A 19525-nucleotide genomic window follows, 5' to 3' on the forward strand; every position below is an offset into this window, starting at 1 on the left:
ATTTCAACCACCGAAAATGGGTTCACCCGGGCCTCGCCCGAAAAACCCGGCCTTCCGAACGTGAACCGCTCGTCGGAAAACCCGGTGAATCATGTTTGAAAGGGACCCCGCAAAGACGGGGCCCCTCGCTTATTGCGCCGCTTACTGCAGCTCTTCGGCCTTGATGTAGCCCGAGTCGATCACGCGTTCTTCGTAATTGGTGATGTCGACTTCATAGGGGGTCAGCAGGATCGAGGGCACAACCTTGACGCCATTGTCATAGGTAGTGGTGTCCAGACCGCCAGGCTCCTGGCCGGACAGCACGGTGTCGATCAGCTGGGCAGTGTACTGCGCCAGTTCACGGGTGTCCTTGAACACGGTCGAGTACTGTTCGCCGGCAATGATCGCCTTCACGGACGGGACTTCAGCATCCTGACCGGTGATGATCGGCCAGGAGAGGTCGCCCGAGCCATAGCCAACGCCACGGAGCGAGGAGATGATGCCGCGGCTGAGGCCGTCATAGGGAGCCAGCACGCCATGCACACGGCTACCGTCCGAGTAGTTGGCGGAGAGGATGTTATCCATGCGAGCCTGTGCCACAGCACCGTCCCAACGCAGGGTACCAACCTGTTCCATGCCCATCTGGCCCGACTTGATGACAATGTCGCCGCTGTCGATCATCGGCTGCAGCACAGCCATGGCGCCGTCATAGAAGAAGAAGGCGTTGTTGTCGTCCGGCGAACCACCGAACAGCTCGACATTCCAGGGCTTCTGGTCGCCGAAGCGCTCTTCGAGACCCTTCACCAGGCTGTTGGCCTGAAGCACGCCAACCTGGAAGTTGTCGAAGGTGGTGTAGTAGTCGACATTGCCGCTTTCGCGGATCAGGCGGTCATAGGCGATAACCTTGACACCCTGGTCGGCGGCCTGCTGCAGCACGGCGCTGAGCGTGGTGCCGTCGATCGAAGCGATCACGAGAGCCTTGACGCCCTTGGTGACCATGTTTTCGATCTGGGCCAGCTGGTTGGGGATATCGTCTTCCGCATATTGCAGGTCGACGGTGTAGCCCATGCCTTCCAGTGCGGACTTGAGCTCATTGCCGTCCGAGATCCAACGCAGCGACGACTGCGTCGGCATGGCGATACCGACCTGGCCCTTGTCCTGGGCGAAGGCGCCGGTAACAGCGGTGGCGGCCAGCGCACCCGCAGCGAACACCGTCGCGATTGATTTGAGAACCTTCACGTCTCGACTCCCTAAAAACTTCGAGATTGGTTGTTTATGGTCTTTTGGGTTCAGAAAGTTCAGGCAGCCCCGATCCCAACGCCGACGACGCAGCCGAAAGCTGCGCCATTGATTGCCGGCTTACGCCGCGTCTGGAAATGGCCAATGCCCACAGGACATCCGCCATCTGGAACTACATGAAATCCTCCGGCACGGACGGCATTGCGCCGCCATGGACTCTCCCAAGCCCATGCGTGGGAAGCTAGAATAATCAGATAGGCGTGTAAAGCGGCGCATTGCGCTTGGGCAGCTATTTTTCGACTGTCGCAAAAAAATCCAAGGCAGACAACGCGGTACATACATGGAGCCGATATGCTGTGCCCTGCCCTCCGCGCGGTGTTGCAATCGGGCGAAAATGAGGCCACATAATCCAAAAGATATCTGACAAGTTGGGAGAGAGACAATTTCCAGAGGTGAGCCGAAAGCCGAGCGGGGAAGCGCGGCCGGAGAGGTCGCGGACGACCTCGCCCACGAAATCCTGACCGCGCTGACGCCGGGCGCCAGCCTGCCCAGCGAAGCCGATCTGGCCGAGCGCTATTCGGTAAGCCGTCTGACAATCCGGGAGGCGGTGAAGCTGCTTGCCGGGCGCGGCCTGCTGGACGTGGCCAGGGGACGCCGGGCGGTGGTGCGCGAGCCCGACGGCGCTGCCTTTTCGGACTTCCTGACATCCATGCTGCACAACGATTCCAAGAGCCTTTTCGATCTGATCGAAGTGCGCCTCTCGCTCGAGGTGCAGAGCGCGACATTGGCCGCCAAGCGCGCCAATCGCGCCGGCATCGCGGCAATCGAAAGCGCCTTGCGCGGCATGCAGGACAATGCCGACGCGGCCATGGCCGGAGACATGGCAGCCGACCGGCGCTTCCACGATTTCGATGTCGGCTTTCACGAAGCGATCGCCCTTGCCAGCGGCAACCGCATTCTGAGCTATCTTTTCGAGGCCATGTCAGCGCAATTGCGGCACGGCATACAAATCAGCCGGCGCGGCCATGCCAATCGCGGGCACAGCCTGCATGACACTATCGCATGGCATCAGCGCATTCTTGAAGCCATCCGCGCTGGCAATGCCCGCGCCGCCGGCGAAGCCATGCGTCTGCATCTCAAGGATACCGAGAGCGATATTCGCAACGCCCTGTCCAATGTCGCCGATCAGCCCGCCTGAACACGGCGCTCGCCATCACCCGCTCACCGACGGCGCCGGACGAGCGGGGATAACGTCACCAGTTCGCGATCCGCCCGTCAGGGAGAACGGCGTCAAGGGCGGGAATTTCTTCTTGTGCGAATGGATGGCGTGCGGCCGCCGCCTCGTCGATCTCGATGCCCAGGCCGGGCGCGTCCGGTACGCCCCAGCCCCCGTTCTGCATGTCCAGGGGATAGGTTTGGGTGCAGATATCGCGGAACCAGGGGACCAGGCCGACAGCTTCTTCCTGAATGACGAAATTGGGCGCGGCAAGATCAAATTGCAGCGCGACGGCGCCGGCCACCGGCCCCATCGGATTGTGCGGCGCAACGCCGATATTGGCCGCTTCCGCGATGGCCGCGATCTTGCGCCCGCCGGTGAACCCGCCACAATGGGCCAGGTCGGGCTGCACGAAAGCCACGGCGCGCTTTTCAGCGATTTCGGCAAATTCGCGCGGGGTAAAAAGGCGCTCGCCGGTGGCCAATGGACAGGAAACCTGCCGTGCCAGTTCGGCCATCGCCGTTGCATTGCCCGGCTGGATGGCTTCTTCGACGAACAGCGGCCTGATTGGGGCAATTGCGTCAATATAGGCTCGTGCGGCCTCTACGCTGTCAGGCCGACCATGGAAATCGGTCATGATTTCGACGCCGTCGCCCACCCGCTCGCGAACGCTCCGGGCCAGCTTCTCGACGTGTCGAACCTCGGGAAGTGGCGCGGAATAGCCTGTATAGGGGATAAAGCCGAGCTTGACGGCATTGTAGCCCATCTCAACCGTTTCCTGCACGGCATCGCAGAACGCATTGATATCGCTTGTCGATACCTGTGCGCCGATCTTGGCCCGGCGCAGATGGGTATAGACCGCCACATGGTCGCGGACACGACCGCCCAGCAGCTCGTGAACGGGAACACCGAGAGCCTTGCCCTTGATGTCCCACAAAGCCTGTTCGATCCCGGAAACGGCGGACAGGCCGATGGCCCCCAGGGGCCAGAAGCTGAAACCGGTCATGCGGCGTACGACATGCTCTACGCGTCTGGGGTCCTCGCCAATAACGAAGGGTTCGAGGTCTTCAATCGTGGCGCATACGGCGCGCGTCTTCCACTCCAGCGTGGCTTCGCCCCATCCGTACAAGCCCGGCTGATCTGTCAGGACCTTGACGAAAATCCAGTTGCGATGGATCGCGTTCACGACCACCGTTTTTACAGCAGTTATCTTCAATTCGGTCTCACTCAGGGATTGAGGACTTGCGGCAGCCAAGTCGAAATTTCTGGAACAAGGCACAGGATCACGACAGCGACAAGCTGCGCGATGAGAAACGGCACCAGGGCCCGCAACAGCGGGATCATGCCGATGCTGCCCACCCGCATGATGACGAACAGCACGACCCCGACGGGCGGCGTCACAAGGCCAATGGCCAGGGTCACCATCACGACCATGCTGGCCTGCAGCGGATCGATACCAAGCGACGTGACCGCGGGCATGACCAGCGGCATGAAGATCAGGATCGCCGCCCCGATATCGAGAAACGTACCCAAAATCAGCATCAGCACGGCCAGCGCAAACAGGAAGAACAGTGGCTGATCCTGGAAGATCAGCGCCGCCTCGCGCACAAAGCCGGATATGCCCAGGAGATTGAGCGCATAGGAAAGGATGGTGGCCGCGGCAACCAGCAGATAGATGGTTGCCGAGGTGCGGGCAGCACGCATGAAGGCGCGCCAGAGGCCGGCCATGTCCATCTTTCTGAAGACAACGACCGACAGGAAGATCGCATAGGCCACCGCAATGCCGCCGCCTTCGGTCGCCGTATAGGCGCCCAGCACCATGCCGCCGACAATAATCAGCGGCAGGGTCGCAACGGCAGCCCCCTCGATCAGCATGCGCCAGCGGGGACCATGGCTTTCGGCAACACGCGGCCGAGGCAGATGGCCCCGTGCAGCATCGAAAAACACGATGGCGGCGCAGGCAAAGCCCAGAAGGATGCCCGGCCCGACACCTGCCAGGAACAGGTCGATGATGGAGACGCCCGTCACGGCGCCAATCAGAATGGCCAAGCCCGAGGGCGGAATAATCGGACCGATGATTGAGGAGGCGACGGTGACCGCGGCCGCATAGGGACGCGAATAGCCTTCCTTGGGCATTTCCTGCATGAAGACCCTGCCCAACGCGGCCGCGTCGGCCACGGCCGAGCCGGAAATGCCGGCAAATAGGACGGACGTGCCGATATTGGCATAGGCCGTTCCCCCGCGCATCTTGCGCGTGGCACTCGAAGCGATGGCAATGAGCCTGGTGGTAATGCCGCCCTGGCTCATGATTTCGGCGGCCAGAATGTAGAATGGAACCGCGAGGAACACGAAGCTGTCCACGCCGGTGAACAGACGTGTCGTCACGATGGACAGCGGAATATCGGCGAGCCACACGCCGACCAGTCCGGCCAATCCCAGGGAGAATGCGACCGGAACGCCGATCAGCAGCAGGACAAGCCCGGACAAAGCAACCCAGATCATACGTCATCTCCGTCCGCCACAGGCGATTTGCGCTGCTCGTCCCAGCCACCGAACCAGGACAGGCCGATCTGAATGAGCAGGAGGACCGCCCCGACGGGCAAGGCCATATAGGGATAGATCATCGGGATACCTGAGGCCGGGGCGACCTGGCCCGCATTGCGCAGCGCGAGCGGCCAGCCATATATCAGCACCACCAGGCAGAATATGGCGCCCACCGAGTACAGCGCCGAGCGCACCAGGGCGCTATATCGCGGCGCCACCATGGCCTCGAGGGTCTCAACCCCCATATGTTCGACCCGGTAGATGGCGGCCACCGATCCCAGCATCATCAGCCAGATCATCAGGTAACGCATCAGTTCTTCAGTCCAGCTAAAGCCGATGCTGAAGGCGTAGCGCCCGACGACCTGTGTGAGATTGAGTATGGTCACGGTGATCAGAAGCAGTGTCGCCACGGTCTCGGTCGCACGGGCGAGCAAGAGCGCGGCGCGCTTGGCAAATGCCTGCATTGCGAGGTTCCTTGAATGCCGCGGGCCATGGGCCCGCGGCGGGTGGGGTCGCTTACTCGGAACCGTAAATGCGGGACTTCACGGTTTCCACTTCGGCAAGAAGGTCGTCGACCAGTTCATCGCCGACATTGCTGCGAATGAACTGCAGCACCGGTTCCTGGACGATATCGCGGAAAGCGGCCTTCTCTTCCGGCGTGGAGACGTGGATCTCCATGCCCAACTCTTCCTGCAGCTGGCGGCTATAGAGCCAGTCGCCTTCGGTCTTCTGCAGGTTTTCCGTCCAGGCAGCCAGCTTGGCGGCGTCCTGGATGATCTGCTGGTGGCCCGGGGGGAGCGATTCGAACCAGTCATTGTTGGCAATGATGACATGCAGGCCGAACGTGTGTTCGTTCAGGGTGTAATATTTCTGCACTTCGCCGGCACCACCGCTATAGACCACTGCAGGCGGGTTTTCCTGCCCATCGACCACGCCCTGGCGCAGGGCCATCACCACTTCCGCACCACTGATCGGAACGGCCGTCGCGCCCAGCGACTTGACCATTTCCATATAGACGGGGCTTTCCATGGTGCGGATTTTGAGACCGGCCATGTCGTCGGGATTGACGATGGGCCGCACATTATTGGTGAACGAGCGGAAACCGTTCTGCGAGAAGGCCAGAGCGCGCATACCGGTCTGCTCGAGAATGTCCTCGCGCATGGCATCGCCGAACGGACCATTCATCACTTCCCAGGCGATTGGCGCACTTTCAAAGATGTAGGGCACCGACCAGACCTGCATGGGCGGATAGAAACCGGCCATGGCCCCGTCAGCAGGCAGGGTCAGCTCCAGGCTGCCCTGCTGGACCTGTTCGAGCATTTCGCGTTCACCGCCAAGCTGATTGCCCGGGAACAGGCGGACCGTGATCTCGCCATTGGTCTTGAACTCGACATACTCCTTGAAGCGGAGCACAGCGTTGTATTCGGGGTAATCGCCTTCGGCGACGCCGATACCGAACTTGATTTCGGCAGCCATACTAACCGATGAAAGAGACAGCACCCCCATCAGGGCACCAATTGCAGTACGGGTATTAAACATAGTTGTCCTCCCTAGAGCGGCCTTGTGGCCAAGTTGGCATTTCGGTGGCTTCCGGAGCACCATCAGCGGCGATCATGCAGTTCTTTAGATCATATGTAAAGGTGAGTAGTGGAAAACGATGACGCACAGGTGGCGCTGCGACCAAAAGTGCCCGGCCTACTGCATGCCGCTATCGGCTCGGCGCTCCCGACGGGAGCCACCAAAATCGCCGTGGACGAATTGGGGCGGCGTATTGCCAATGGCGTCTATCGTCCCGGTGAAATCATGCCCACCGAGCCTGAACTCGCCGCGTCCCTGGGCGTGAGCCGCACCACTATGCGTGATGCCATCAAGGTCTTGTCGGGCAAGGGCATGGTCCGCACGGCGCGGCGCTACGGCACGCGGGTGCGGCCGGTCGAGGAATGGAGCCTCTTGGATGCGGAAGTGGTGGCCTGGCACGAGCCGACCCATCCGCGGCTCCAGTCCATGTTCGCCGAAACGACCGAACTGCGCGGCATTATCGAGCCGCAAGCGGCAGCTTTGGCGGCAGTACGCGCAACCCAGGCGCAGGTGGCGACTATCCTGGAAGCGGCCTATGCCATCCATCCCGGTTCAGGCGCGGTCGCGGATCTGTTCAATGCCGACTGCACCTTTCACGCCACCATATTGGAAGCCACGGGCAATCTGATGATGAGGCAATTGCGCCCCATCATTCTTACAATGCTTTGGATATCCTACGAATATGGCGTGCTTGCCAAAAGTCCCGAACCGGTGACGCGCGAAGGGCATATCAAAGTGGCCGAAGCCATAAAACGCAGGGACCCCGCCGTTGCCCAGGCCGAAATGGCGCAAATGCTGGACTTCAACCGCCGTACGGCAGGACTCGCCTGACGCGGCACTGACTGCCGGCTCTCCAAAAAATGTCATGCCGGAAGCCGCTGATCCGCAAGGGCCCGCGGCGGCCGCGGGCACTCGCGTGCCCGATGCCAAAATTACAACATTGACAACCTGAACAAATTGTTTGACGCTCGTCACATTGGCATTACCCGCCGGCCTGGAGGAGGAGGATCGGGTAAGGCCGGGCGGCGCGATCAAGCGCGACGCCCTTCCAGAAATCAGGGAGGATTGGACGTTGACAATTAGCAGACGAACCTTTTTGGCGGCCACGGGCGCTCTGGCGACCACAGCCCTGCTGCCTGCCTGGGCGCTGGCGGAAACGCCGGAATCGCCATTCTTGCAGGCCAAGGTCGACGCAGGCGACCTGCCGCCCGTGGCCGATCGGCTTCCGGCAAACCCGCTGGTCATCACGCCTCTCGAACGGCCCGGCCAGCAAGGCGGGGATTGGCGCCACGCCCTGGTCGGGGGCGGCTCGCTGTCCATGCTGGTGCGATACCAGGGCTATGAGCCATTGGTTCGTTTCGACCCGAACTGGAACGGCATTATCGCCAACGTAGCCGAAAGCTACCAGGCCAATGCCGAGGGCACCGAATATACGATCACCCTGCGCAAGGGCCACAAATGGTCCGATGGCCACCCCTATACGACCGCCGACATCCAGTTCTGGTACGACGCCTATTTCACCGATGCCGAAACCAATCTGGGCGCGCAGTCCTTCTGGGAAGTCGGCGGAGAAAAAGCCAGGCTGGAGGTGATCGACGAAACCACCTTCAAGGTCATATTCGCGGCGCCTAATGGCTTTTTCCTGCAGAACCTGGCCTGGGCCGACCAGGACCAGCTCGTCCGCTGCCCCAAGCATTACCTGGAGCAGTTCCACATCCGCTACAATCCGGACGCCGACAAGCTGGCCCAGGAGCAGGGTCTTGGGAGCTGGATTGCGCTGTTCCAGCGCGAGATCGGCTTTGCCGATACCAATCTGTTCTTCCAGAACGGCAATCGCCCGACGCTCAATGCCTGGGCCTTCACGCAAGCGCCTGGCCAAAATACCGAAGTTTCGGTCGCCGAGCGCAATCCGTTCTACTTCAAGATCGACACGCAGGGGACCCAGCTCCCCTATTTCGATCGCATCGTCTACCAGATGGTCGCCGATCCCGAAGTCCTGCTGCTCAAGACGCTGCAGGGCGAAATCGACATGATGGACCAGTACATCTGCACGCCGGCCAATCGCCCCACCTTGTTCGACGGCCAGGAAACCGGGAACTACTCGTTCTATACGCTCAAGGAAACCGCGGCCAATGTCATGGTTTTCCAGCTCAATCTGAACCACACCGATCCCACCAAGAACGCCCTGTTCAACACCAAGGAGTTCCGTCAGGCCCTTTCGATCGGCATTGACAGGCAGGCGCTGATCGACGCCGTCTTCGTGGGCCAGGGCGCGCCGGCCCAGGCCTCCATTCTTGAGGGCGATCCGCTCTACAACGAGCGCCTGGCCAAGCAATTCACCCAATACGATCCGGACAAGGCCAATGAGATGCTCGACGCCATCATTCCGGACCGGGATGGCGACGGCTATCGTCTCGACGCCGAGGGCCGCCGTGTCTCGATCATTTTCGAGATCGACCAGACGCGTACGACCTTCCTGGACATGTTCCAATTGGCCATCCCGATGTTCCAGGCGATAGGCATTGATGCGCAGATGCGCACCATGGACCGCTCGCTATGGGAAGAAAGGGTTCGCCGCGGCCGCGAATACGATGCAACCGCCCACCAGTTCGGCGCGAATTCGGGCCTCGCCGCCATGATGGACCCGCGCTATTTCGTGCCAACGCAGCGCTCGGCTTCTCTTTATGGCCCGGGATGGACGCTTTGGGTCAACGAACCGGACAATCCGGCCGCCGACGTGCCGCCGCCCGAAGTGCAGGACCAGATCGCGCTTCACAAGAAGCTCCTCGCCACCGCTGATCCAGACCAGCAGATCGAGGTCATGAGCCAGATCCTGGAAAACGCTGCCGACATGTTCCTGACCTTTGGTGTCAGCCTGCCGCCCGATGGCTACGGCATCGTCAAGAACGACATGGTGAACGTGCAAAAGACCATGCCGAACTCGTTTGGCTGGCCCACCCCCGCGCCCACTCGGCCTGAGCAATATTTCAAGGCCTAGGCCCGGTCACACCCTCGTCTCCGGCGCCGGCTCTCTTGCCGGCGCCTCCCCAACTCGCACCCGCGTGAGCCCGATGCTGCATATTGACGCCAAGTCCTCGTCCGACCTCAGAACCCCCGATTGGTACAGATCGGCGACCCGCTGGACCCAATTGACCCTGGTTGAGGACGATCCGATCCGGTTCGATCCCGATTTCTGGATCGACATTTTCAGGCGCACCCATTCCAACGCGACGTGCCTCTCCGCTGGCGGCTACATGGCCTTCTATCCCAGCAAGGTTGAACATCACTATGTCAGCAGGCACCTGGGCGACACCGACCCTTTCGGTCATCTGGTCAGCGGCGCACGCTCGCTCAACATGCATGTCATGGCCCGCGTCGATCCCCATGCCATTCACCAGGATGCCGCCGACGCCCACCCCGAATGGGTCATGATTGACAAGGAAGGCAATCCGGTCCGCCACTGGGCCTTCCCCGATGTCTGGGTTACCTGCGCCTATTCGGATTACAACTTCAAGTTCATGCCCGAAGTGCTGCGCGAGATCACGACCAATTACGATATCGACGCCATCTTCGCCAATCGCTGGCAGGGCCATGGTATCTGCTACTGCGAGGCCTGCAAAACCAGTTTTCACGCGGCATCGGGGCGCGATCTGCCCCAGTCGCCCAGTGTCGATGACCCCTCATGGCTTGCCTGGAACGATTGGCGCCGCGAGGTGCTGACCCAGCTCGTGGTCGAATGGGATGCCGTCATGAAGGCCATCAAGCCCCATACCAGCTTCATTCCCAATATGGGCGGCGTATCGCTGATGGATTTCAACCAGGAGATCATCGAGAAATATTGCCCTTTCCTCTGTGTCGACGATCAGGGGCGCCGCGGCACCGAGCCGGTCTGGATGTCGGGGCGCAATGGCAAGCGCATGCGCGCCACCTTCCCCGACCGCCACGCCGTGCTCATTACATCCATCGGCCCCGAGGAAGTGTATCGCTGGAAGGACAGCGTCACCCTGGGCCCGGAGATCGAGGCCTGGACCAATTCGGGCACCGTCCAGGGCATGCTGCCCTGGTTCACCAAGTTCAACGGCGTCGTCCCCGACCAGCGCTGGGTGCAGCCCATCATCAATGGCTTCCTGCTGCATGAGCAGCTCGAGCCACTCTCCTATGACACGGCGCCCACCGCCGAGATCGCCATTCTCGATCCCACCACAACCCTGCGCCACCACGACATGTGGACCCGCAAGGATGCCGAAGCCCATGAGCTTGGCTTCTATCACGCCCTGGTCGAGGCGGGCCTGCCCTTCGAAATGGTCTCCGATGCGCAAATGAGCGCGGAGCGGCTGGGGCAGTTCAAGGTGCTGATCCTGTGCAATTCCACCTGCCTTTCCGATGCGCAGGCGGACATGCTCAAAGCCTATGTTGCCGGCGGCGGTTCTCTGGTGGTCGGGTTCGAAACCGGGAGCCGTCACGCCGATAATTCACCGCGCCAGACCCCTGCTTTGGCAGATCTTCTCGGCTACAAGGTCACCAGGCCTGCCCACGGTCCGGTCAAGAACACTTATGTCGCCCTGTCCGGCATGCATCCCATCAATCAGGGATTTGAGGGCGCGGAGCGCATCATTGGCGGCACGCATCTGGTCCAGGTCGATGCCCTGCCCGGTACCGAGCAGCCCTTCCTCTATGTTCCCCCCTTCCCCGATCTGCCCATGGAGGAGGTTTTCCCGCGCGAAGACCCTCGGGGCGCCGCCGTCATCGCGCGCCAGCATGAAGGCTCAGCCGGTCGGACGGTCTATATCCCCTGGAATATCGGCGCCACATTCTGGCAGGTGCTGGCCGGTGACCATGGCCGTCTCATTGCCAATTCCGTGCGCTGGGCCCTGGGCAAGCAGCCTGAGGTCGAGGTCGACGTCAAAGGCATCGTGGACCTGGCGGTCAGGAAAGGGACCGACACGACCATCGTCTATATCAACAACCTGACCAATCCGATGATGATGAAGGGGCCCATTCGCGACGTCTTTCCGGTTGGCCCCGTTGTCGTCTCCATAGAAATCCCACAGGGCCGCTCCGTAAGTCAGGTTCGCCTGGGGACGAGCGGTGAAAACCTCAGCTACAAACTGGCGGACGGCCGTGTTCGCGTCACCCTGATCTCGCTCACAACGCTCGACGCCATCCAGGTCGACTGGAGCTGAAACGATGGGACGCTACATTCTCAGGCGCATCATCTACATGGTCCCCACGCTGTTCGGGCTGTCGCTGATCGCCTTCATGATCATTCAGCTGCCGCCGGGCGACTATGTGACCTCGCTGATTGCGTCCATGCAGGATTCCGGCGCCAATATTGACCCGCGACAGATCGAGCTTTTGCGCGAGACCTATGGGTTCAACGATCCGATCTGGATGCAATATCTCAAATGGATTGGGGGCATCCTGTTCCGTGGCGATTTCGGCTATTCCTTCGAATGGAACCGGCCGGTCGCCGACCTGATCTGGGAGCGTATGGGGTCGACCCTGGCGATTTCCGTTGCCTCCCTGCTCTTCGTCTGGGCTGTCGCCCTGCCCATCGGCATCTATTCGGCCATGCGCCGCCACACCTTTGGCGACTATTTTTTCACGCTGGTGGGTTTCATCGGCCTGGCGGTGCCCAATTTCATCCTGGCGCTGACCCTGATGTATTTGAGCTACCGCTATTTTGGGCAAAGCGTGGGCGGCCTGTTCAGCCAGGAATATGTCGATGCGCCCTGGAGCTGGGGCAAGTTCGTCGATTTGGTCCAGCATTTGTGGATTCCGATCATTGTTATCGGAACCTCCGGCACAGCGGCGCTCATCCGCGTCCTTCGCGCCAATCTCAGCGATGAATTGCGCAAGCCCTATGTGATCACGGCCAGGGCCAAAGGCCTTCCCGAGCATCGCGCGGTCATCAAATATCCCGTCCGCATTGCCCTTAACCCCTTCGTATCCGCCATCGGCTGGGTGCTGCCCGAACTGGTTTCGGGCGTCACGATCACCGCCATTGTCCTCAACCTGCCCACGGCAGGCCCGCTGCTCCTGCGCGCCCTGGTCAGCCAGGACATGTACCTGGCCGGCAGCTTCATCCTGCTCATGGGCGTACTCACCCTTGTCGGCATGCTGGTCTCAGACCTGCTTCTCGCCCTGCTCGATCCTCGAATCCGGTTTACCTGATGACAGTCCACACCTTCATCGACAGTCCGCCCGAAACGGCTCCTGCGGTTACCCCGCTCAAGTCTCGCGGCGATTCCAGCAAGGTCGCGGTCGCAGGCCAGTGGACCCTGATCTGGCACAAGTTCACGCGCAACAAGCTGGCCGTGGTTTCGGGCTGGGTCATCATTCTGATGGCGCTGATCGGGCTATTTGCCGAATTCCTGGCCCCTGCCCTTCCCGACGCGTCCAGGCCGCAATTCACCAACGCACCGCCGCAGCAATTGCGTTTCTTCGTAGCCAATGAAGACGGTTCCACCAGCTTCCAGCCGCATGTGACCGGCTACAAGATGGAAGTCGATCCCGCCTCGTTGCGCCGCACTTATGTTCCCGATGAAAGCGTGATCGTGCCTGTGGGGTTCTTTACGCAGGGCGTCGAATACAAGATGTGGGGACTGATCCCCGCCAGGCTGCACCTGATCGCCCCCGTCAAGACGACTGACACCATGTATCTGCTCGGCACCGACCGTCTCGGGCGCGATCTGCTCAGCCGCGTCATCTATGGAACGCGCATTTCCATGTCGATCGGTCTCCTGGGCGTATGCATCAGCCTTTGCCTCGGGGTGACGCTGGGGTCTCTGGCCGGCTTCTATGGCGGCGCCGTGGACAGTTTGATCGCCCGCATCATCGAGGTCATCTCCTCCATGCCGACAATCCCGCTTTGGCTTGGTCTGGCCGCCGCCATTCCCCTGACCTGGTCGCCGCTGGCGGTCTATTTCGTCATAACGCTCATCGTCTCGCTCTTCGGCTGGACAGGCCTTGCCCGCGAAGTGCGCGGACGCTTCTTCGCCCTGCGCAGCGAGGACTTTGTCACCGCAGCCAAGCTGGACGGATCGTCCGAGCGGCGTGTGATCTTCCGCCACATACTGCCTTCCCTGACCAGCCACATCCTCGCCGTCATCACGCTCGCCCTCCCAACCATGATCGTGGCGGAGACTGCCCTCAGCTTCCTCGGCGTCGGCCTTAAGGCGCCGATCGTCAGTTGGGGCGTGTTGCTGCAAGAAGCGCAGAATGTCCGCACCATTGCCAATGCCCCTTGGCAATTGGTGTGGCCGGCGGGCGCCGTGGTTGTCACGGTGCTCGCCTACAACTTCCTCGGAGACGGCATGCGCGATGCCGCAGACCCGTATGAAGGTTGATCTGATGCTCGAACCGGAAAACCAGATCTCGTCCACCGAAGACCGGGACGACGTGGTGCTCAGCGTCGAAGAGCTTAGCCTCGACTTCCGCCTGCGGACCGAAGTGCTGCACGCCGCCCGCAAGGTGAGCTTCCAGCTCAAGCGCGGCAAGACGCTCTGCCTGGTTGGCGAAAGTGGATCGGGCAAGAGCGTGACGGCCCGCGCGCTCATGCGCATTGTCGATAGCAATGGCGCCATCAGCCATGGGCGGATCCTGCTCGATGGTCCGAACGGCGTCATCGACATTGCCCAGCTCCGCGAGCGCAGCAGGGAACTGCTCAACATTCGCGGCGGCCGCATTGGCCTGATCTTCCAGGAACCGATGAGTTCGCTGTCGCCGGTCCACACCATCGGCTCGCAGATCGTCGAAGCGCTGCAATTGCACCGCAACATGTCGAAATCCGAAGCCCGCGCCGAGACCATCGAGCTTTTGCGCCAGGTTGAAATTCCCAACCCGGACAAGATGATCGACCGCTACACGTTCGAATTTTCCGGCGGCATGCGTCAGCGCGCCATGATCGCCATGGCTCTGGCGGCCAATCCCGAAGTGCTGATCGCAGACGAACCCACCACGGCCCTGGACGTCACAACCCAGGCCGAAATCCTCGACCTGATCAAACGCCTGCAGGTTAGTCGTGGCATGGCCATGTTGCTCATCACGCATGATATGGGTGTGGTGGCCGAAGTCGCCGATGAAGTCGCCGTCATGCATTTCGGCCAGATCGTCGAATTCGGCAGCGTCGACGACATCTTTCACGATCCCAAGCACGCCTATACCCAGCGTCTGCTCAATTCGACGGTCAGGCTTGAGCGGAACCGCCGGTCTGACCGCCCGGCTGCGCCGAGCGACGGCAAGCCGCTGCTGTCCGTGCGCAATCTCACCAAGGTCTATGGCGCGTCAACCGCCTGGTTTGGCGGCAACAACTTCGCCATCAAGGCCGTGGACGATGTCAGCTTCGACCTGCATCCCGGGGAAAATCTCGGCATTGTGGGCGAAAGCGGCTCGGGCAAGACCACATTGGGGCGGATGCTGCTGCGGATCGTCGAACCGAGCCAGGGCGAGATCACCTTTAATGACGAGCGCGGTCCGCAGGAGATCACCAGGTTCTCAAAGGCGCAGTTGCGCGAATTCCACCGGCAGGTCCGGCTGGTCTTTCAGGACCCCTTTGCCTCCCTCAATCCGCGCATGACCGTGCGCGATATTATCGGCGATCCGCTTGTGGTCGCCGGAGGTCGAACGGCCAGGCAGGTGGACGAACGGGTCTGCGAATTGCTCGAACTCGTCGGTCTCGACCCGGCCATGCGCGAACGCTACCCGCACGCTTTTTCGGGAGGTCAGCGCCAGCGCATCGGTATCGCGCGGGCCCTGGCGCTCGACCCGCGGATTATCATTGCCGACGAGGCAACAGCGGCGCTCGACGTGTCGATCCGCTCTCAGGTTCTCGATCTCCTGCTCGACATTCAAAGCCGGCTCAATCTGAGTTTCATCTTCATCTCTCACGACATTTCGGTGGTGCGCTATTTCTGCGACCGGGTCGGGGTCATGCATCGCGGCAGACTGGTGGAAATCGGCCCCGCCGAAGACATCTGCACGGCCCCCAGGGAGGCTTACACCCAGAGCCTCATTTCAGCCGTGCCCAATCCTGACCCGAGAAACAAGCGCATGCTCCACCGCACGCGTTTCAACGACTAAGAGGTTTGCCTCGTGCCAAAATTTGCTGCCAATCTGTCATTTCTGTACCAGGACCTGCCCTTTCTTGGTCGTATCGGCCAAGCCGCCCGCGATGGCTTCGGTGCCGTTGAATATGTTTCGCCCTATGAATTCGATGCCGCCGAAATCGCCGCGGCGCTTAAGACTGCGGGGATCAAGCAGGCCCTTTTCAATATGCCCGCCGGAAACTGGGCCGGTGGCGAGCGCGGCATTGGTTGCCTGCCCGACCGCGTCGAGGAATTCCGCAGTGGCGTCGCGACCACCATCGCCTATGCCCACGCGCTCAATTGCAGGACGGTCAATTGCCTGGCCGGGCTCGCACCGGCCGGATCAGACCCCACCGAGCTCGACCGGGTATTCATCGACAATCTGAACTATGCCGCCCCCCGCCTGGCCGATGCAGGCATCGATCTGGTGATCGAGCCCATCAACCGGCGCGACATGCCAGCTTTCCACCTGTCCACGACCGACCATGCCGAACGGATAATGGCCGGCGTGAGCTCGCCCAACCTCAAGATCCAGTACGATTTCTACCACATGCAGATCATGCAGGGGGATCTCGTGCCCACCTTCGAACGGCTCCAGCACCGCATCGGTCATGTGCAGATCGCCGACAATCCGGGCCGCAATGAGCCCGGCACCGGCGAGATTAATTATCCATTCATTTTCGGGGTCCTGGACCGGCTTCGGTATGCCGGCTGGGTCGGCTGCGAATACAAACCGGCCGCCGGCACCACGTCGGGCCTGGGCTGGATGAAACCCTATATCCAGGAGCGCTAGACGATGAGAATTGGCTTTATTGGACTGGGCGTCATGGGCCGCCCGATGGCCGGGCATCTCATCGCCGCCGGTCACTACCTATCGCTCAGCCGCGTCAAGCCTGTGTCGCAATTCCTGGTCGATGCAGGTGGCAAGGCCGCCGCCTCGGCTCGCGAGGCGGTCAAAGGCGCGGAGGCCATCATCCTGATGCTGCCCGATACGCCCGATGTCGAGGCAGTCCTGTTCGGTCCCGAGGGCATCGTAGACGCCATAGAATCCGGGGCTCTCGTCATCGACATGAGCTCGATTTCACCTGTGGCGACCAAGGATTTTGCCGCGCGCATCGCCGCCAAGGGAGGGCGTTATCTCGACGCTCCTGTCTCGGGTGGCGAGGTGGGCGCTAGAAACGCGGCCCTGACCATCATGGTTGGTGGCCACGAGGATGATTTCCAACGCGCCCTGCCCCTCTTCCAGCTCATGGGCAAGAACATCAACCGCGTGGGTGGCGTCGGCGACGGCCAGACTGCGAAAGTCGCCAATCAGATTATCGTGGGTCTCACCATTCAGGCCGTGGCCGAAGCGCTGCTTTTTGCCAGAAAAGCCGGCGCCGACCCGATCAAGGTGCGGGAGGCGCTGATGGGAGGATTTGCCTCCTCGCGCATCCTCGAAGTGCACGGCGAGCGCATGAACAACCGAACATTCGAACCCGGCTTCCGCATTCGCCTGCACCGCAAGGACCTGGCGCTGGCGCTGGATGCAGCCAAAAGCCTGGAACTGGCCCTGCCCAACACCGCCACCACCGCCCAGTTGATGAACGCCGCCCTCGCCCTGGGAGACGGGGACAAAGACCATTCCGGACTGATCCGCACGTTGGAATCACTGTCCGGTGCCTCTTCGTAATTCACCGCAAACAGAACTTTTCCTGGCGGGCGCTGCTTCGTCTGACGCCCCTGCCTTGTCCGGAGGAACAACCATGCCGCTCGATAACTTGCCCAAAGTGCCCTTCGGGGCCGTCTATTTCCGCAAGTCGAACCCACCAAAGGAAGATTGGGAGCGAGACTATGGCATTGCCTCAGAAGACGGCCTGAACGTTTTCCGCCACTGGTTCATGTGGTCGGCAATCGAACGGCGCCCGGGATATTATGAGTGGGACGAGTTCGACCGGCAGCTCGATCTCGCCGAGAAGAACGGCATCAAGACCATCATAGCCGAAATGAGCCAGACCACGCCGGACTGGGCCTACCGCAAATTTGCGCATGCGCGGCAGATGCGTGCCGACGGATCGTACCTGCCGGTCATCATGCATCCGAGCTGCGCGACCGGGGGCGGTGCTCACAATGGCGGCGGTACAGGCTCGCTAACGCTGAACTGCCCCGAAGTGCGCGAGGCCGCCGGCAATTTCATCACTGCCCTTGCCACGCGCTACAAGGGACATCCGGCCCTGCTCGGCTACGATATCTGGAACGAGGTCAACTACTCGCCCGATGTCGATTATTCCGAATATACCAAAGCTGCATTCCGGGACTGGCTAAAGGCCAAATATGGCGACCTCGAAACGCTGAGCCGCGCCTGGTATCGCTATTCCTATGCCGAATGGGACGACATCGAGCCTCCGCACGACGTTTCGCCCTATCCCGAAAATCTCGACTGGCTGGCCTTCAAGCGCGAGAATTTCTACGACCAGATGCAGTGGCGCATCGACACCATCAGGGCCGTCGACCAGGATTGCCTGATCGCGGCGCATGGCATCGGCGGCGGCATCCAGAACATGGCGGCCGGCGGCAGCGACGACTGGCTTGCCGCCTCCAAGGTCGAGCTGTACGGACTGACCTGGGTCCCAAGCCGCCGAGGCTTCAAGCCGTGGCAGAATTTCTTCGGCCCCGACCTGACCCGGGCCGCAGCGCGCGGCAAGAAATGGTGGCACGCGGAGCGCCCTGGCGGTCCACTCTGGATGCAGCCCCAGGTGCTCGGCCATGACAAGGAAGACGGCCGCGTCATGGAGCCGGAGGACCTTCGCCTTTTGACCATGACGTCCTTTGCCGCCGGCGCCAGCGGCGTCATGAACCTGCGCTACCGGCCTTTGCTCGACGGCCCGCTCTTCGGTGCTTTCGGCTCATATGGCATGGACGGCAGCCGCACTCCGCGTTCGGACATGGCCAGCGCCATAGCCAAGTGGTCCAATGCCGATGCGCAGAAGAACTTGTTCGCGGCCACGCCCGTCCAAGGCGATATCGGCATCCTGGTTATCCCTGAGGCGCAGGCCTGGGACTATTTGCTCAACCACAAGCACATGCCCAATACCTATCGCGAAGCCATGTGGGGCGCCTATCGCGGGTTCTTCGACAATGGCATTCAGGCCGACTGGGTCCATATCGAGGATATCGGCAGCTACAAGACCCTCTATGCGCCCTATCCAATCTCGATGACGACGCAGACGGCCCAAGCCATTGCCGAGTGGGTGAAGACTGGCGGCGTGCTGGTATCCGAAGCCACGCCGGGCTATTTCGGCGATCGCGGCAAGGTTGGGACCGTGCAGCCCCACAACGGTCTGGACGCCGTCTTCGGCGTCAAGGAAGACGAGGTCGAGTTCATGCCCGACCTCGGCGACCGCATCAGCTTTACCTTCAATGGCAAAACCATCCGGGGCGGTGGCTTCCTCCAGTCCTACACGCTGGACGACGCAACCGAACGCGGCCGCTTTGCCGATGGCCGTCTCGCCATAGCAGAGCACAGCTTTGGATCGGGCCGAACGCTGCTGGTCGGCACCCATCCCGGCATCGGCTACTTCCAGAAAAGCGAAGCGGCCAGCCGCACCTATTTTGCCCAGGTTCTGGACTGGACGGGTGTCAAGCAGCGCATCACGCTCTCGGACAATCGCCTTCAGGCGCGTCTGCATGAGGCGGGGGACAGAAAAGTGCTTTGGGTCCTGAACCCCCTCCGCGAAGCCGTCGAGGTGTCAGTGAACGTCAATGGCAGATCAGCTCAATTCGGCCGGTCTTATTGGGGTACGGCCAGTGGGAGCAGCACCGTGACGGTCCCGCCTCGCGACGTCGTTATTGTCGAAGTCTAGCCACCTAGACCCGGGGCGTCTCGCAAGCGAGGCGCCCTGTT

General features: G+C 61.4%; 15 protein-coding genes. 10 read left to right on the forward strand and 5 right to left on the reverse strand.

Annotated features, from left to right (window positions below):
- Positions 1-141: 141 nt before the first annotated feature.
- Positions 142-1218 (reverse strand): multiple monosaccharide ABC transporter substrate-binding protein, encoded by a 1077-nt coding sequence (gene chvE, locus V8Z65_RS09470; RefSeq protein WP_338719392.1) that lies wholly within the window; start codon positions 1216-1218, stop codon positions 142-144.
- Between the two features lie 442 nt (positions 1219-1660).
- On the opposite strand from chvE, the gene V8Z65_RS09475 reads away from it, so the two are divergent.
- A complete protein-coding gene (locus V8Z65_RS09475) occupies positions 1661-2416 on the forward strand; it encodes a FadR/GntR family transcriptional regulator (RefSeq protein WP_338723997.1) in 756 nt (251 codons plus the stop codon).
- 55 nt (positions 2417-2471) lie between these two features.
- Here V8Z65_RS09475 and dgoD read toward each other — a convergent pair whose 3' ends face one another.
- The 4 genes from dgoD to V8Z65_RS09495 are packed head-to-tail and all read right to left on the reverse strand — an operon-like array spanning position 2472 to position 6517.
- Positions 2472-3650, reverse strand: a complete 1179-nt coding sequence (dgoD, locus tag V8Z65_RS09480; protein WP_338719394.1) for a galactonate dehydratase — start codon at positions 3648-3650, stop codon at positions 2472-2474.
- 11 nt (positions 3651-3661) lie between these two features.
- Positions 3662-4936 carry a TRAP transporter large permease gene (locus V8Z65_RS09485; protein WP_338719396.1) on the reverse strand — a complete coding sequence of 425 codons (1275 nt, stop codon included), beginning with the start codon at positions 4934-4936 and terminating at the stop codon, positions 3662-3664.
- Entirely contained in the window at positions 4933-5442 is a 510-nt protein-coding gene (locus V8Z65_RS09490; protein ID WP_338719398.1) for a TRAP transporter small permease, read from the reverse strand. Before V8Z65_RS09490 ends, V8Z65_RS09485 begins: the two co-directional genes overlap by 4 nt.
- 52 nt (positions 5443-5494) lie before the next feature.
- Positions 5495-6517 (reverse strand): DctP family TRAP transporter solute-binding subunit, encoded by a 1023-nt coding sequence (locus V8Z65_RS09495; protein ID WP_338719401.1) that lies wholly within the window; start codon positions 6515-6517, stop codon positions 5495-5497.
- 129 nt (positions 6518-6646) lie between these two features.
- Here V8Z65_RS09495 and V8Z65_RS09500 point away from each other — a divergent pair, with 129 nt between their 5' ends.
- The 9 genes from V8Z65_RS09500 (at position 6647) to V8Z65_RS09540 (ending at position 19484) form a co-directional block, all read left to right on the forward strand.
- On the forward strand, positions 6647-7387 hold the full coding sequence (locus tag V8Z65_RS09500) for an FCD domain-containing protein (protein ID WP_338719403.1): 741 nt from the start codon (positions 6647-6649) through the stop codon (positions 7385-7387).
- Between the two features lie 241 nt (positions 7388-7628).
- The gene (locus tag V8Z65_RS09505) at positions 7629-9554 is read left to right on the forward strand and encodes an ABC transporter substrate-binding protein (protein WP_338719405.1); all 1926 of its coding nucleotides are present in this window, start codon (positions 7629-7631) and stop codon (positions 9552-9554) included.
- Between the two features lie 73 nt (positions 9555-9627).
- Positions 9628-11739 (forward strand): alpha-amylase family protein, encoded by a 2112-nt coding sequence (locus V8Z65_RS09510; RefSeq protein ID WP_338719407.1) that lies wholly within the window; start codon positions 9628-9630, stop codon positions 11737-11739.
- A 4-nt stretch (positions 11740-11743) separates the two neighbouring features.
- Positions 11744-12730, forward strand: coding sequence for an ABC transporter permease (locus V8Z65_RS09515; protein ID WP_338719409.1), 987 nt, complete (start codon positions 11744-11746; stop codon positions 12728-12730).
- Entirely contained in the window at positions 12730-13905 is a 1176-nt protein-coding gene (locus V8Z65_RS09520) for an ABC transporter permease (protein WP_338719411.1), read from the forward strand. The genes V8Z65_RS09515 and V8Z65_RS09520 overlap by 1 nt, the downstream gene beginning before the upstream one ends.
- A 4-nt stretch (positions 13906-13909) precedes the next feature.
- Positions 13910-15637, forward strand: a complete 1728-nt coding sequence (locus tag V8Z65_RS09525) for an ABC transporter ATP-binding protein (protein ID WP_338723998.1) — start codon at positions 13910-13912, stop codon at positions 15635-15637.
- Positions 15638-15649: 12 nt separating this feature from the next.
- Positions 15650-16435 (forward strand): 2-oxo-tetronate isomerase, encoded by a 786-nt coding sequence (gene otnI / locus V8Z65_RS09530; RefSeq protein ID WP_338719414.1) that lies wholly within the window; start codon positions 15650-15652, stop codon positions 16433-16435.
- Positions 16436-16438: 3 nt separating this feature from the next.
- Complete coding sequence (locus V8Z65_RS09535) at positions 16439-17314, forward strand: 2-hydroxy-3-oxopropionate reductase (protein ID WP_338719416.1); 876 nt, start codon at positions 16439-16441, stop codon at positions 17312-17314.
- Between the two features lie 73 nt (positions 17315-17387).
- A complete protein-coding gene (locus tag V8Z65_RS09540; RefSeq protein WP_338719418.1) occupies positions 17388-19484 on the forward strand; it encodes an alpha-amylase family protein in 2097 nt (698 codons plus the stop codon).
- Positions 19485-19525 lie beyond the last annotated feature (41 nt).

It is taken from the genome of Devosia sp. XK-2 (genome assembly GCF_037113415.1).
GTDB lineage: Bacteria > Pseudomonadota > Alphaproteobacteria > Rhizobiales > Devosiaceae > Devosia.